The sequence below is a fragment of the Catenuloplanes sp. NPDC051500 genome, assembly GCF_044454585.1.
Classification (GTDB): domain Bacteria; phylum Actinomycetota; class Actinomycetes; order Mycobacteriales; family Micromonosporaceae; genus Catenuloplanes.
The window spans coordinates 554687-568701 of record NZ_JBITDX010000001.1 but is presented as its reverse complement, the minus strand read 5'-3'; the positions used below and the strand labels follow the sequence as shown (position 1 = coordinate 568701).

Below are 14015 nucleotides of genomic sequence, written 5' to 3'. Positions count from 1 at the left end.
AGGAAGATCTGGGGTCGTCCCGGGTGGGCGCAGGCGCTCGCGGAAGCGGGTTGATCCGGGTCGGGGTTTGGGGTCGTCCCGGGTAGGCGCAGGCGCTCGCGGAAGCGGGTTGATCCGGGTCAGGGCCTGAGGCCGTCCCCGGGCGGGCTGAGCGCCCGCGGGAGCGTGCGGGCCGGACCACCGCGGAAGCGGGAACTCTGTTGTTCCTGCGGGTCACAGCTTCACTGGGACTTGCGGTCCCGCCGTCGGCTCGGGGATCGGGCCGGCGGCCGGATGCGGGTGGCGGGCCGCGAGGTAACCCAGCGCGGCCACCGCAAGCGGGATCGTCCCCACCAGGATCGCGGTCCGCACGCTTGTGGCCTCCGCGATCGTGGCCAGCACGATGCTGCCGGCCGCGCCCGCCGGCTGGCCGGCCATCGAGCCGAGCGAGGCGACGGTGGTCCGGTTGGTCGCGTCGGCCTGGCGGTGCATGAGGCCGGAGTAGACCGGGTTCACCGCGCCGTGCAGCGCGTAGCAGGCCAGGTAGGCCGTGATCGCACCGGCGGGACCTGCGAACAGGCCCATCGCCAGCACCGCGAGTGCCTGCCCGAGTTGCAGGCTCAGCCCGGACCAGGCCGGGCCGAGGCGCCGGACCAGCAGCGGGACCAGTGCGGCGCCGGCGGCGGACGCGAGCCAGGCGCCGGAGCCGACCGGGCCGAGGATCGAACCGGCCGTCTCCGCGGAGCCGACCAGCTCGGCGAGGCGCACCGGGAAGAACACCTCGAAGGTCATCATCCCGAACGCCCAGAACAGCTCCACGCCGACCAGCGCGGCAAGCACCCTGGATCGGCGCAGCAGACCGAACGTGTCGCGGACCACGGCCGGCACGCCGCGAAGCGTGGCCGTGAAGCGCGTGCCGGACCGCCGGGCCGGCTCGCGGAGCAGCGTGAGGAGCGCGGTCACGGTGACCGCCTGCAGCGCCACCGCGACCACGATCGGTGTGGTCAGCGCGCTCACGACCGGGAGCGGGTCCCAGGCGACGAGCGCGCCGGAGAGCAGCGCGCCGCCGGCGATCGCACAGCCGAGGACCACGCCGGCCCGGCTGAGGCCGCTCTCGAAGCCCGCGTCCGGGTCTTCGGCGAGCGCGGCGTCGACGTACCAGGAGTCGAGCGGGCCGCTGTCCAGCGCCCGGAACACGCCCTGCATCGCGAAGATCGCCACGAACATCCAGAACTCGTCCGCGAACACCAGGAACAGCAGCGACCCGAGATTGATCAGCGAGGCGAGCAGCAGCACCGGGCGGCGGCCGAGCGTGTCGGCGAGGCCGCCGGTGGGCAGCTCCAGCGCCAGCACCACGAAGCCCTGCGCGGCCGTGATCAGGCCGATCTGGGGCAGCGTCATGCCGCGCTCCTGCGCCAGCAGCACCATCACCGGGATCATCAGGCCGACCGGCAGCCAGCGCAGGCCGTGCAGGATCAGGTAGCGGGTCCGGACCGTCATGACGGTTCTCCCACCCACGGGAAGTTTTCGTAGTAGACAAGCACCTTCTCGGCGCCGTCGTCGGCCGGCATCGCCCGGTAGCGGTTCATCAGCGCGTCGACCTCCTCGTTCAGCGCGCGGACCTGCTCGGGCGTGAGGTTCAGCAGGTAGTCGTTGCGGGTGACCGCGGCCCGCCACTCCGCCGGCCAGTCCTTCTCCTCGGCACGCCACCGCGCCGCCCAGCGCGCCTGCTCGGCGGCGTAGAAGTCGTTGATCCAGTCGAGCGAGGCCTGCGCGTCCGGATCGCCGGCGAAGTCGCCCGCGATGATGCTGTGCCGGTCCTGCGCTGCCCGCCACCAGCGCTGCCGGCCGGAGCCGGGCCGGTCCTCCTCCACCACCAGGCCGACCTCGGCGAGTTGTCGCAGGTGGTAGCTGGTGGCGCCGGTGTTGGTGCCGAGCCGGTCGGCGAGCCGGGTCGCGGTGGCGGCGCCGTCCACCCGCAGCAGGCCGAGCAGTCGCGCGCGCAGCGGGTGGGCCAGCACTGTGAGCTGGCGGGCGTCGATCCGGACGCCGGTCCAAGCGGGTTCCATGCCATGCACATTATCTGTGCACAGAAGTTATGCACAAGAGATGTGCACGCGAATGTGCCGGCCCGGCCGGCGCGGTGCGACCATACTTATGCCGCAAATCAGACGAAAGGCTCTCGATCATGAAGAAGGAAGCAGTGCTGGTCGCGGCGCTGGCGGCGGTGCTCGTCCCGGGCCCGGTCTCCGCCGCACCGGTCGACCCCGCGCTGGACCCGGCGGTCCCCGCGCCGGTCCTCGTCCCGCCCGTCTCGGACACGGACGGTCCCACCGTCGCGCAGGCCGCCGTGCTGAAGCCCGCCTGGTCGATGACCGGCGACTTCCCGGTCGGCCACCCGCTCTACTTCGCCGGGTCGATCTACCACGGCGCGATGGGCATCGGCGGTGCCGACCAGGTCGGGCTGATCCGCCGGGACGCCACCACCGGCCGGCAGCGGACGTTCACGCTCCCGGTGCGCGGCTCCGCGGTCGCCAGCCCGGTCACCGACGGCGACTCGGTCTTCACGCTCACCTCGGGCGGGGACGCCGGCGTGCTGCACGCCTACCACCCGGACGGCGCCACCCGCTGGACCGCGACGCTGCCGGGGGAGAACCACGCCGACTGGGTGCTGGCCGCAGGCGGGCTGGTGCTTGCCGCGTCGGAGTACGAGTGCGGCCGCTACGAGGGCGATACCTGCGAGCGGACCGTGCTTCACGCGTTCCGCGCGGACACCGGCCGCCGGGTCTGGACCCGGAAGCTGACCGGCGGCAGCCCGATCGCCACCGCGGCGGGAGGCCGGATCGCGGTGCGCACCTGGCAGGACCGGGACGAGTTGCACGGCGACGACATCATCGAGCCCGGCCAGGACCCGGCGCCGGTCGTCGACGACTCACCCGCGCTTGTCACAGTGCTGACGGTCGGCAACCGGAAGCTCTGGCAGCGCGCGGTGCCGGGCGGCAGCGACCTGGCCGCCGACGCGCACGCGGTGGCGGTGACCGGCGACCGGCTCTGCGCCTACCGCGCGACTGACGGCAAGCAGCTCTGGTGCGCGCCCAAGGCTCACCGCTACCACGGCCTGGCCGCCGGCGACGGCCGTTTCTACACCGGCCGGGACGACGCGAAGATCCCGGACGACCACCGGCTGGCGGCGTTCGACGCCCGGACCGGCAAGCGGCTGTGGACCGCGCAGGGCGCGCGTCCCTACGGCGGGATCACGTCCGGCAACGGCGTCGTGTGGCTGGTCAGCAACACCGACATGCCGGTCAGCCAGCTGCTCGCGCTTCGGGCGACAGACGGCAGGGAGCTGCGCCGCCTGCCGCTCGGCGAATACGGCGGCGGCACTGTCGCGCTCGGCCTCAACCGTGCCTTCGTGTTCAGCGGTGGCGGGGCTGTCGCGGCGTTCGGGTAGTCGCTCCCGCCCTTGCCACGGCGGAACCGGCAGGCCGCGAGCGCCAGCGAGCGACCGGTGCCCGCGGGAGCGACGCTTCCGGACCACGCCGGAAGCGGGAAAAGGATCTAGATCTTGATCTAGATGCCGGCCTCTTCGCGCAGCGCCGCCACGATGCCCGGCAGCTCCGCGAGAAACCGGTCCACGTCCTCCGAGGTGGTGTCGCGGTGCAGCGACACGCGCACGTTGCCGTGCGACAGCACGCCCATCGCCTCCAGGACGTGGCTCGGCCGCAGCGTGGAGGACGTGCACGACGAGCCGGATGACACCGCGAAGCCGCGCCGGTCCAGCGCGTGCAGCAGCGCCTCGCCGTCCACGTAGAGGCAGGAGAACGTGACCAGGTGCGGGAGCCGCTCGACCGGGTCGCCGACCACCTCCACGTCCGGCACCAGTCGCGGCACCTCGGTCCTGATCCGCTCGATGAGCGCGGACTGGCGCTTGCGCTCCGCGGCCGCGTCATTGGTCACGGCCCGCAGCGCGGCCGCGGCGCCGACGATCGCCGGAAGATCAATGGCGCCGGGGGTACGGGCGTAGGGGCGCTCGTCCTCCGGATAGGGCGACACCCAGCGCATGCTCTTGCGGACCACAAGCACGCCCACGCCGGACGGCCCACCCCACTTGCGTGCGCTCGCGGTAAGCAGCGACCAGCCCGGCGGCACGCCCATCCGCCCGATCGACTGTGCCGCGTCCACGTAGAGCGGCACGCCCGCCTCCGCGCAGATCTCCGCGGCCGCGGACACCGGCTGCACGGTCCCGGCCTCGTGCGACGCGCTGATCAGCGCGGCCAGTGCCACGCCCGGCGCGGTGACCGCGGCCTCCCAGGCCGCCAGGTCCAGCCGGCCCTTCAGGTTCACGCCGACGCTCGTGGTGGGTGCACCCGCGAACGTCGCGGCGTGCAGCACGGCGGAGTGCTCGATCGCGGAGTGCACAAAGGTGTCGCCGGCCCGGCGGCGCCCGGCGAGCCCGCCCAGCACGGCGGCGTGCGCGGCGGTCGTGCCGCTCGTGGTGAAGAACAGTTCCTCCCGGCGGACCGAGAGGCACTCCGCGATTGTGGCGCGGGCGGCCTCCACCAGGTGCCGCGCCTTGCGGGACTGGGTGTAGAGCTTGCCGGGGTCGGCCCAGCCCTCGGCCATCGCGGCCATCATGGCCTGTTTGGCGAGCGGGTGCAGCGGGGCGGCGGTGGCGGCGTCGAGGTATGCGGCCTGAGGTCCGGGTTGCGCGCTTGAGGACACCTGCCAAACGGTATCGTCCAGATGATCGCCGTGATCACAAAGCGGCGGACACGCGGACCCCTGGGGCTTGCGCCGAGGCCAGGTGAAGTAATCTGCGGTCGTCGGTGCCGTCCCAGCGGCGGTGTCCGGTTCGCAGATCGGCCGCCATGGTTTTTGAAGGCTCACGCGACAGAGACCAGCGCGCCGGTTGTATCACACGGCGGTAAGGCATGGGGCGCGAATGAGCAACATGTACCGCGGAGGAGAGGCAGGAGCAGTGGTCGCAAAGGGTTCGGGCGTGCGCGCCTCGGACACGGGACGGGACACCACCTCCCGCAACCGGCGGGTCGCCGGGCTCGGCTTCGGGGGCGTGCTGCTGGTCGCCCTGCTGGGCGGCTGCGACGTCGGTTCGGCCTTCGGTGGCTTCGGCTGGCCGCAGGGCGGGATCACGCCGCAGGGCCAGAAGATGTACGACCTGTGGATCGGCTCCGTGGTCGCGGCGCTCATCGTCGGCGTCTTCGTGTGGGGCCTGATCTTCTGGTGTGTCATCCGGTACCGGAAGCGCGGCGACGAGCTGCCTCCGCAGACCCGGTTCAACATGCCGATGGAGGTGCTCTACACGGTCACGCCGGTCCTCGTGGTGTGCGTGCTGTTCTACTACACCGCGATCGTGCAGACCGATGTGGACAGGCTCTCCGAGAACCCCGACGTGACAGTCGAGGTCGTGGCGTCCAAGTGGAACTGGCAGTTCAACTACCTGGCCGAGCCGGGCGCGGACTCCGAGGTGCTGGCCTCAACCGTCGGCTCGACCGACGAGATCCCGCTGCTGGTCCTGCCGACCGGTAAGTCGATCCGGTTCGAGGAGACCAGCCGGGACGTCATCCACTCGTTCTGGGTGCCGGAGCTGCTGTTCAAGCGCGATGTGCTGCCGGGCAGCGCCCGCAACGTCTTCGAGGTCACCATCGACACCGAGGGCCGGTACGTCGGCCGGTGCGCCGAGCTCTGCGGCACGTACCACTCGATGATGAACTTCGAACTGGTCTCGGTCTCGCCGGAGAAGTACCAGGCGTTCCTGCAGGCCAAGGAGTCCGGCAAGTCGACGCCGGAGGCGATGGAGGCGATCGGCTTCACAGGTGACAACCGGTTCGCCGTCACCACCAAGCCGTTCGAGACCAAGCGCGACAACAACAACTTCAACGGCTCGCAGCCCGCCGGCTCGGGAAGGTAGGGGTAGCCATGAAGGCTGAATACCGGATGTTCGGCGGTGTCGCCCTCTTCCTCTTCTTCGCCGCCGCGCTCTACGGCTTCTGGACCAAGGGCGACTCGGACGCCAACCAGCTGGAGTGGGTCGGCACGGTCGCGCTGATCCTGTCCGGCCTGCTCTGCTCGATGTGCGCCGGCTTCTTCTGGTTCGTCTCCCGGCGCATCGACCTTCGCCCGGAGGACCGGGCGGACGCGGAGATCGCGGAGGGCGCCGGCGAGGTCGGCTTCTTCAGCCCCGGCAGCTACTGGCCGTTCGGTCTCGCGCTCTCCTGCGCGGTCACGGCGCTCGGCCTGGTCTTCTTCATGTGGTGGCTGATCGCGCTGGGCATGGTCCTGGTGATCTCGTCCGCCTGCGGCCTGCTCTTCGAGTACTACTCCGGTACCCGGCGCCCCGTCGAGTTCTAGAACGTCCTACGCGAACGCCGCCTCCCCGATCCTCAGGGGGGCGGCGTTCGCGTTGTGTCTAGGCGGCGCGCCGTTGTATCGGCGCGACCCGGTTGCCCGGCGTCCGCCGCCAGACCCGCATCGTGATCGGCTGCAGGACGATCGCCGCGCCACAGCCGGTGCAGACCAGCTCGGGGCAGTCGACTCCATGATCATCTTCACAGGGCGGGATCTCGAACGGCATCTCCCGCTGGCAGATCACGCACTGCATCTCTCGTTCTTCCACGGGTACCTCCTCGGGGAAGGGTGGGGAATTACCCGAATGTGATTCCAACCTGCCACCGACCACCGACAAAAAGTGGGACCCCACCTCGGCGTGTCCCCACAATCCAGACATAAAGCCCTACCCCTGCGAGTTATCTCACGCCACCCCCACCCGTGAGTTCCCCCTCCCATCTCCAAGGGCGATGACGCCCCAAAACGTCGCCGCGCGCCCCCGTGTTTCTGCTGCAGTTCCCCCCAACCCGCGCGGAGGGTGACCGCCCACGCGAGACGCGTTCGACCAGAGATGACGGACGATCTTCAGACACGCTCTTCGTCTGAAGCTCGTCTGTCATCGCCGGGAGTGGCGGCGAGCCCGGAGGAGCGAAGCGACGACCATAAGCACAGCGACGACCATTAAGCAGAGCTTGCTGCGTTGACCCAGGTGGTTAGCAGAGTTTCGGTGGCGCCGGAGTCGACGGCCTCGGCGGCACGCTTCAGGCCGTCGCTGAGCGCTTCCCGGAGGCCACCCTCCAGGTGGCGACCGTGTGCGGCGAAGCCCGCGGCCGCGTTGAGCAGCACGGCGTCCCGTACCGGTCCGGTCTCGCCGGCGAAGAAGCGCCGTGCGGCCGCGCCGTTGAACTCCACGTCGCCGCCGCGGAGGTCGCCCGGTGCGGATCGGGGGATGCCCAGGTCGGCAGCGTCCAGCAGGTGTTCGGTGACGGTGCCGCCGGAGGCGGCCCAGATCCGGGTGGGGGCGGCGGTGCTGAACTCGTCGAGTCCGTCTTCGCCGCGCATGACAAGCACGGAGTCGCCGCGGCGGGCGAACACGCCGGCCATCACCGGCGCCATCCGGGTGTCGAAGCAGCCGACCGCGCCCGCGGTGGGGCGGGCCGGGTTGGTCAGCGGGCCGAGGAAGTTGAACGCGGTGGGTACGCCCAGTTCGCGCCGGGTGGGGCCGACGTACCGCATGCCGGGGTGGAACCGGCCCGCGAAGCAGAAGCCGATGCCGGCCTCGGTCACCGTGCGGGTGACGCCGTCCGGGCCGAGGTCGAGCGGGATGCCGAAGTGTTCCAGCAGGTCGGCGGCGCCGCAGGTGGACGAGGAGGCACGGCCGCCGTGCTTGATCACCGGTACGCCGGCCGCGGCCACCACGACCGCGGCCATTGTGGAGATGTTCACCGTGTGGGCGCGGTCGCCGCCGGTGCCGACGATGTCGACCGCGCTGGTCCGGATCTCCTCCGGCACGGTGACCGGCACCGCGTTGGCGAGCATCGCGTCGACCAGGCCGCTCAGCTCGGCCGGCGTCTCACCCTTGGCGCGCAGTGCGATGGCGAAGCCGGCGACGTGGGCTGGGGTGGCGTTCCCGGTGACGATCTCGTTCATCGCCCACCAGGTGTCCTCGGTGGACAGCTCGTCGGCTCGCAGCAGTGCGGTGAGCAGATTCGACCAGGTCCGTTCGCCCATGGCGGGCCTCCCGAGGATCTGTAGTGGGTGTTATGTCGGTATTACGCGGTGGTGACCTGCGGTGCCTTGCCAGAGCGCAGCACCGCCGCCACGGTACGGCCGGTGGCCACCGGGTCGAGCGGGTGCACCAGGGTGCCGTCGACCTCGGCGAACGCGGCCAGCCAGCGGTCCGCCGCGCGGGCGATCACGACGATTACCGGCGGGGGAGCTGTGTACTCGTCCTTGACCTGCCGGGCGATGCCGAGACCGCCGGCCGGGGAGGCCTCGCCGTCGAGCACCATCAGGCTGATCTCGTAGTCGTCGACAAGCCGGCGGCACTCCTCCCAGCTGGAGGCGTCCGCGAACTCGACGGTCAGGTCCGGCGCGGGCCGGGTGCCGATCGCCAGGCGCATGTGGTCGCGCACAAGCGGATCGTCGCTGTAGAGCAGCACCGTGTAGGTAGCCTGCGGGTTGCTGTCGCCACTGGTCATGATCCGCTCCGATCCGCTGCCGTGCTGTCCATCCGGCGGTTGTTCGCGCGCGCCAACGATCGCGGCGCGCTGTGAAGTGCGTCGCAACCGTCGAGCGGATGCTACCCGTCAGCCACCGGAAGGGGAGGCCCCGGCACGCCTGCTCTCATCCGTACCCCCGGCGTGGTCCTGATCTTTGGTGGTGAGGGCGGCGGCCTCTTCGCGGTCCAGCTGCCTGTCGACGCGGCGGGCCTCGCGTTCCTGCTGGCGGATCCACTGGAGGATGAGTACGCCGAGCATGGTGACGCTGACGATCTCGCCGCCGGCCCAGAGGATGCCGCCCGCCGTCTTCTGGTCCGTGAACGGGTCGAGCCAGGTCAGGCCCAGGTTCGGGTACCAGTCGCCGCCCAGCAGCGTGGTGCTCTGCATGATCGTCAGACCAAGCACTGTGTGGAACGGCACGGAGAGAAGCATCAGCAGCGCTCGGCCCGGGTACGGCCAGCGGTTGGGCAGCGGGTCGAGGCCGAGTAGGGGCCAGAAGAACAGGCAGCCGGTCGCCAGGAAGTGCAGGTGGACAAGCTCGTGGACGAACGAGTTCTCCAGGCTGAGCCGGTAGAGGCCGCTGAAGTAGAGCACGAACGGGTTGATGACGAAGAGCGCGTAGGCGTAGAGCGGGTGCGTCACCACCTTCGCCACCCGGCTGTGCAGCACCGCCAGCAGCAGGGACTTCGGCGTCTTCGGCAGCAGGCGCAGCGCAAGCGTCACAGGTGCGCCGAGCGCCAGGAAGATCGGCGCGATCATGGACAGCACCATGTGCTGCACCATGTGGACCGAGATCACCGAGGTGTCGTAGGCGTGCAGCCCGCTCACCGTGACCGCGGCCACCGAGCCGAACCCGAGCACGAGGAAGCAGAACGTCCGCAGCGCCGGCCAGTGGTCGCCGCGCAGCCGCAGCCGGTACACCCCGTAGAGGTAGAGGGCCGCGCCCACCACCAGGCCGGCCGCCAGCCAGCTGTCCACGCTGGCCTCGGTGAAGAACTTGCTACCGGTGAGCGGCTCCGTACCCGATGATACGGACGAAGCCGAGGTCGCGAGGGGAATCCGATCGACGATCAGCACGTCATCGAGGCTATGCCCCCGGGCGCGGAGCGCGGCGTTCGGCCCGGTGAGGCGGTCGACACGCACCAAGATTGCCACCCCGGCGATGTTCGCCCCACGTATGGGGCAATAATGACGGCGTGACTGCGGCAGCCATTGACAAGAGCCGGATCCATTCGCTGACTCGACCCAACATGGTCAGCGTCGGCACGATCGTGTGGCTCTCCAGCGAACTGATGTTCTTCGCGGCTCTGTTCGCGATGTACTTCTCCATCCGAGCCGCGGCTCCGGAGCTGTGGGAACACCACACCGCGGAGCTGAACGTCCCGTACGCGACGACGTTCACAGTGATCCTGGTGCTGTCGTCGATCACCTGCCAGATGGGTGTCTTCGCGGCAGAGCGGGGCGACGTTCACTCCCTGCGGCGCTGGTTCACGATCACGTTCGTGATGGGTCTGGTCTTCGTGCTCGGCCAGGTGAACGAGTACATCACCCTGGTCGGCGAGGGCGTGAAGATCAACGGTGACGGCTACGGGTCGATGTTCTACCTGACCACGGGCTTCCACGGCCTGCACGTCACGGGCGGCCTGATCGCGTTCATCATCTTCATGGTCCGCACCACGATGGGCCGGTTCACCCCGGCGCAGGCCACCGCCGCGATCGTCGTGTCCTACTACTGGCACTTCGTCGACGTCGTCTGGATCGCCCTGTTCGGGATGATCTACTGGCTTCAGTAAGTCAGGTTCGGCGTCACACTCCGGGCCACCGCCCCGTCCCTTGAGCACGAACGGTCTACCACCGCGTAAGGACTCCTTGCCATGACTTCTCATTCCCCCGCCGAGCGGGGTGCGGGCCGCGGCGGCGGTCTCCGCGCCCGGTGGCGCCGTGCGCGCAACTCGCCGCCGAGCAAGCTCCGGCGCCGCGCAGGGGCCGCAGTGCGGCTCGCGGCAGCGTTGATGCTGGCCGGTGGCGTCTACACGTTCCTTGCGCCAAGCGTCCAGGCGCAGGAGGACGTTGCGCTCTCCACCGCGGCGCAGCAGGGCAAGGAGATCTTCGACAACAGCTGCATCACCTGCCACGGCCGCAATGCCCAGGGCATCGAGGGACGCGGCCCGAGCCTGATCGGCGTCGGTTCCGCCTCGGTGGAATTCCAGGTCGAGACCGGCCGCATGCCGATGGCGCGCCAGGAGGCGCAGGCCGAGCGCAAGGCCCCGCTGTTCAACGCGGAGGACACGCAGAAGCTCGCGGCGTACATCCAGGAGCTCGGCGGCGGCCCGCAGATCCCGTCCGGCCCGCTTACCCACGACATGAACGCCGATCCTGAGGCGCTGTCCCGCGGTGGCGAGCTGTTCCGGCTCAACTGCACCTCCTGCCACGGCTTCGGCGGTGGCGGCGGCGCGCTCTCCTCCGGCAAGTACGCGCCGTCGCTGACAGGTGTCAGCGAGCGCGACATCTACGCGGCCATGCTCTCCGGCCCGCAGAACATGCCGGTCTTCGGCGACAACCAGCTGACGCCGGACCAGAAGCGCGACATCATCACCTACATCACCGGCCAGCTGCAGGACGGCGGCGACCCGGGCGGCTTCAACCTCGGCCGCTTCGGACCGATCACCGAGGGGCTGGCCATCTTCCTGGTCGGCATCACGGCGCTGGTCTTCACGTGCCTCTGGATTGCGGGGAAGTCGTGAGTACGAAGACTCCCACCGAGCAGGTGGACATCAACGACCCGAGGCTGTCCCGCTTCGAGATCATCCGTGAGGGTGCGCGCCGGGACGACATCGAGATCGTGCACTACGAGCCGCAGTTCCCGCCCGGCAGCAAGGCCGAGAAGCGGATGGTGCGGATCATCGCCGGCTTCTTCCTGCTCACCGGTGTGGCGTCGCTCGCCTTCCTGGGCATCTTCATCTTCTGGCCCTGGGAGTACGAGTTCGGCGCCACCGCGGCGAGCAAGTTCTACACGCCGCTGCTCGGCATCACGCTCGGCATCGCGCTGCTCGGCATCGGCTTCGGCATCCTGACCTGGGCGAAGAAGCTGCTGCCGCACGAGATCTCGGTGCAGGACCGGCACGTCGGCACGAACGCGGACGAGCAGAAGCTGACCGGCGAGACCGCGCTCTACATGCTCGACGAGCTCGGCCTCAAGCGCCGCCCGCTGCTGAAGGGCGCGATCGGTCTCGGCCTCGCCCCGGTGGCGGTGGTCGCGGCCGCGCCGCTGATCGGCGGTCTGATCAAGAACCCGCACGGCGACGAGCGCCAGTCGATGTTCAAGACCGGCTTCAACGCCGACTACAACGACGGCAAGCTGGTCCGCCTGGTCCGCGAGGACGGCTCCCCGGTCCGCCCGGAGGACGTCAGCGCGGGCGGCCAGATCACGGTCTTCCCGGGCGTCGAGCACGGCGCCACCAACGAGTGGGCCGACTCGCCCACCCTGCTGATCCACCTGCGGGCGGACGACGCGGCCAAGGCGGCCGAGGCGGCCGACGCCGACGAGATCAACAAGGGCGCCTATTACGGGCCGTATGTCGCTTTCTCCAAGATCTGCTCGCACGCCGGCTGCCCCGCCAGCCTCTACGAACAGCAGACTAATCGGCTACTGTGCCCCTGCCACCAGTCGCAGTTCCTTATCATTGACAACGCCCGACCGATTTTCGGTCCCGCCCACCGCAGGCTCGCGATGTTGCCGATCGAGGTCGACAGCGAGGGCTTCTTCGTGGCGAAGGCCGACTACAAGGAGGCCGTCGGGCCGGACTTCTGGGAGCGGCCATGAAACGCCGGAAGCTTGACATCGGCGCCGTACCCGGCAACGTGGCGCGCGGTGCCGACGAGCGACTGCAGGTGGCGACCCCACTGCGCAGCCTTCTGAACAAGGTTTTCCCTGACCACTGGTCCTTCCTGCTGGGCGAGATCGCGCTGTTCTCGTTCGTCGTCCTGCTGCTGACCGGCGTGTTCCTGACCCTCTTCTTCGACCCGTCGATGAAGGAGGTCGTCTACGACGGCTCCTACACGGCGCTGCGGGGCACCGAGATGTCGGCCGCCTACGCCTCGACGCTCGACATCTCGTTCGACGTCCGCGGCGGCCTGGTCATGCGGCAGATGCACCACTGGGCCGCGCTCATGTTCATGGCGTCCATCGTCATCCACATGTTCCGGGTGTTCTTCACCGGCGCGTTCCGCAAGCCGCGTGAGACCAACTGGGTCATCGGCGTGACGCTGTTCTTCATGGGCTTCTTCGCCGGCTTCACCGGCTACTCGATCCCTGACGACGGCCTCTCCGGCACCGGCCTGCGCATCGCCTCGGCGATCATGCTCTCCATGCCGGTCATCGGCTCCTGGCTCTCCAGCTCGATCTTCGGCGGCGAGTTCCCGGGCATGCTGATCATCCCGCGCTTCTTCATCGCCCACGTGCTGATCATCCCGGCCGTCCTGCTCGGCCTGATCGCCGCGCACCTCGGCCTGGTCTTCAGCCAGAAGCACACCCAGTGGCCGGGCCCGGGCCGGACGAACGAGAACGTGGTCGGCGAGCGCATGTTCCCGCGCTACGCGATGAAGCAGGGCGGCTTCTTCATGGCCGTCTTCGGTGTCATCGCGTTCATGGCCGGTGCGTTCCAGATCAACCCGATCTGGCTCTTCGGGCCGTACCGGGCGTCCGAGGTCTCCTCGGCCTCCCAGCCCGACTGGTACGTCATGTTCATGGACGGCCTGGTCCGCCTGATGCCGGCGTGGGCGATCAACATCCCGATCGGCGACGGCTACGTCATCCCGCCGATGTTCTGGCCCGCGGGCGTCCTGCTCGGCGTGCTGGCCATCCTGCCGATGACCTACCCCGCGATCGAGGCCCGCCTCACCGGCGACAAGAGCATCCACAACCTGCTGGAGCGGCCGCGCGACAACCCGTCGCGTACCGCGCTCGGCATGATGGCGATCTCGTTCTTCATCATCGCCACCATCTCCGGCGGCAACGACGTCCTCGCCGACAAGTTCCACATCAGCCTCAACGCGATGACCTGGGCGGGCCGCATCGGCCTTCTCATCGTCCCGCCGATCGCCTACTGGGTCACCTACCGCATCTGCCTCGGTCTCCAGCAGCACGACCGCGAGGTGCTCGCCCACGGCGTCGAGACCGGCATCATCCGCCGCCTCCCGGACGGCCGCTTCGTCGAGATCCACCAGCCGCTGGCGGCCCCCGACGAGCACGGCCACACGCAGCTGGACTACACCGGCTGGGTCGTCCCGAAGAAGATGAACCGCATCGGTGCCCTGGCCCCGGCCATCAAGGGCTTCTTCTTCCCGATCGAGAAGCCCATCGAGGCTCCGGTGTCGCCGGGCCACCCGCCGGTCGACCCGGCCTCGAAGCGCGAAGAGGTCGGCAGCAGCCGCTGATCCGTCCTCGTCGTCACAGCCCGCCGATCTCCT

At 69.7% G+C, this 14015-nt stretch carries 14 protein-coding genes; 7 read left to right on the top strand and 7 right to left on the bottom strand.

The features are described 5' to 3' along the window. Positions 1-213 precede the first annotated feature (213 nt). Entirely contained in the window at positions 214-1479 is a 1266-nt protein-coding gene (locus ACIA8K_RS02355; protein WP_396054042.1) for an MFS transporter, read from the bottom strand. Continuing rightward, entirely contained in the window at positions 1476-2048 is a 573-nt protein-coding gene (locus ACIA8K_RS02350; protein ID WP_396054040.1) for a helix-turn-helix domain-containing protein, read from the bottom strand. The genes ACIA8K_RS02355 and ACIA8K_RS02350 overlap by 4 nt, the downstream gene beginning before the upstream one ends. Before the next feature lie 119 nt (positions 2049-2167). Here ACIA8K_RS02350 and ACIA8K_RS02345 point away from each other — a divergent pair, with 119 nt between their 5' ends. Then, a complete protein-coding gene (locus tag ACIA8K_RS02345; RefSeq protein ID WP_396054038.1) occupies positions 2168-3430 on the top strand; it encodes a PQQ-binding-like beta-propeller repeat protein in 1263 nt (420 codons plus the stop codon). 119 nt (positions 3431-3549) lie between these two features. On the opposite strand, the gene ACIA8K_RS02340 is transcribed toward ACIA8K_RS02345, so the two are convergent. Then, a complete protein-coding gene (locus ACIA8K_RS02340) occupies positions 3550-4701 on the bottom strand; it encodes a cysteine desulfurase family protein (RefSeq protein ID WP_396054036.1) in 1152 nt (383 codons plus the stop codon). A 256-nt stretch (positions 4702-4957) separates the two neighbouring features. On the opposite strand from ACIA8K_RS02340, the gene coxB reads away from it, so the two are divergent. After that, positions 4958-5908, top strand: a complete 951-nt coding sequence (gene coxB, locus ACIA8K_RS02335) for a cytochrome c oxidase subunit II (protein WP_396054492.1) — start codon at positions 4958-4960, stop codon at positions 5906-5908. An 8-nt stretch (positions 5909-5916) separates the two neighbouring features. Further along, on the top strand, positions 5917-6348 hold the full coding sequence (locus tag ACIA8K_RS02330) for a cytochrome c oxidase subunit 4 (RefSeq protein ID WP_396054034.1): 432 nt from the start codon (positions 5917-5919) through the stop codon (positions 6346-6348). Between the two features lie 58 nt (positions 6349-6406). Here ACIA8K_RS02330 and ACIA8K_RS02325 read toward each other — a convergent pair whose 3' ends face one another. From ACIA8K_RS02325 to ACIA8K_RS02310, 4 genes are all read right to left on the bottom strand, one after another. Then, positions 6407-6613 (bottom strand): hypothetical protein, encoded by a 207-nt coding sequence (locus tag ACIA8K_RS02325; RefSeq protein WP_396054032.1) that lies wholly within the window; start codon positions 6611-6613, stop codon positions 6407-6409. Between the two features lie 392 nt (positions 6614-7005). After that, on the bottom strand, positions 7006-8055 hold the full coding sequence (gene trpD / locus ACIA8K_RS02320) for an anthranilate phosphoribosyltransferase (RefSeq protein ID WP_396054030.1): 1050 nt from the start codon (positions 8053-8055) through the stop codon (positions 7006-7008). Positions 8056-8096: 41 nt separating this feature from the next. After that, positions 8097-8525, bottom strand: coding sequence for a hypothetical protein (locus ACIA8K_RS02315; protein ID WP_396054028.1), 429 nt, complete (start codon positions 8523-8525; stop codon positions 8097-8099). Between the two features lie 108 nt (positions 8526-8633). After that, positions 8634-9623 (bottom strand): cytochrome c oxidase assembly protein, encoded by a 990-nt coding sequence (locus ACIA8K_RS02310; protein ID WP_396054026.1) that lies wholly within the window; start codon positions 9621-9623, stop codon positions 8634-8636. A gap of 119 nt (positions 9624-9742) precedes the next feature. On the opposite strand from ACIA8K_RS02310, the gene ACIA8K_RS02305 reads away from it, so the two are divergent. From ACIA8K_RS02305 to ACIA8K_RS02290, 4 genes are all read left to right on the top strand, one after another. Then, positions 9743-10339 (top strand): heme-copper oxidase subunit III, encoded by a 597-nt coding sequence (locus tag ACIA8K_RS02305; RefSeq protein WP_396054024.1) that lies wholly within the window; start codon positions 9743-9745, stop codon positions 10337-10339. 81 nt (positions 10340-10420) lie between these two features. Further along, on the top strand, positions 10421-11290 hold the full coding sequence (locus ACIA8K_RS02300; RefSeq protein WP_396054022.1) for a c-type cytochrome: 870 nt from the start codon (positions 10421-10423) through the stop codon (positions 11288-11290). After that, a complete protein-coding gene (locus tag ACIA8K_RS02295; RefSeq protein WP_396054020.1) occupies positions 11287-12369 on the top strand; it encodes a ubiquinol-cytochrome c reductase iron-sulfur subunit in 1083 nt (360 codons plus the stop codon). Before ACIA8K_RS02300 ends, ACIA8K_RS02295 begins: the two co-directional genes overlap by 4 nt. Next, positions 12366-13982, top strand: a complete 1617-nt coding sequence (locus ACIA8K_RS02290; RefSeq protein WP_396054018.1) for a cytochrome bc complex cytochrome b subunit — start codon at positions 12366-12368, stop codon at positions 13980-13982. Before ACIA8K_RS02295 ends, ACIA8K_RS02290 begins: the two co-directional genes overlap by 4 nt. Positions 13983-14015 lie beyond the last annotated feature (33 nt).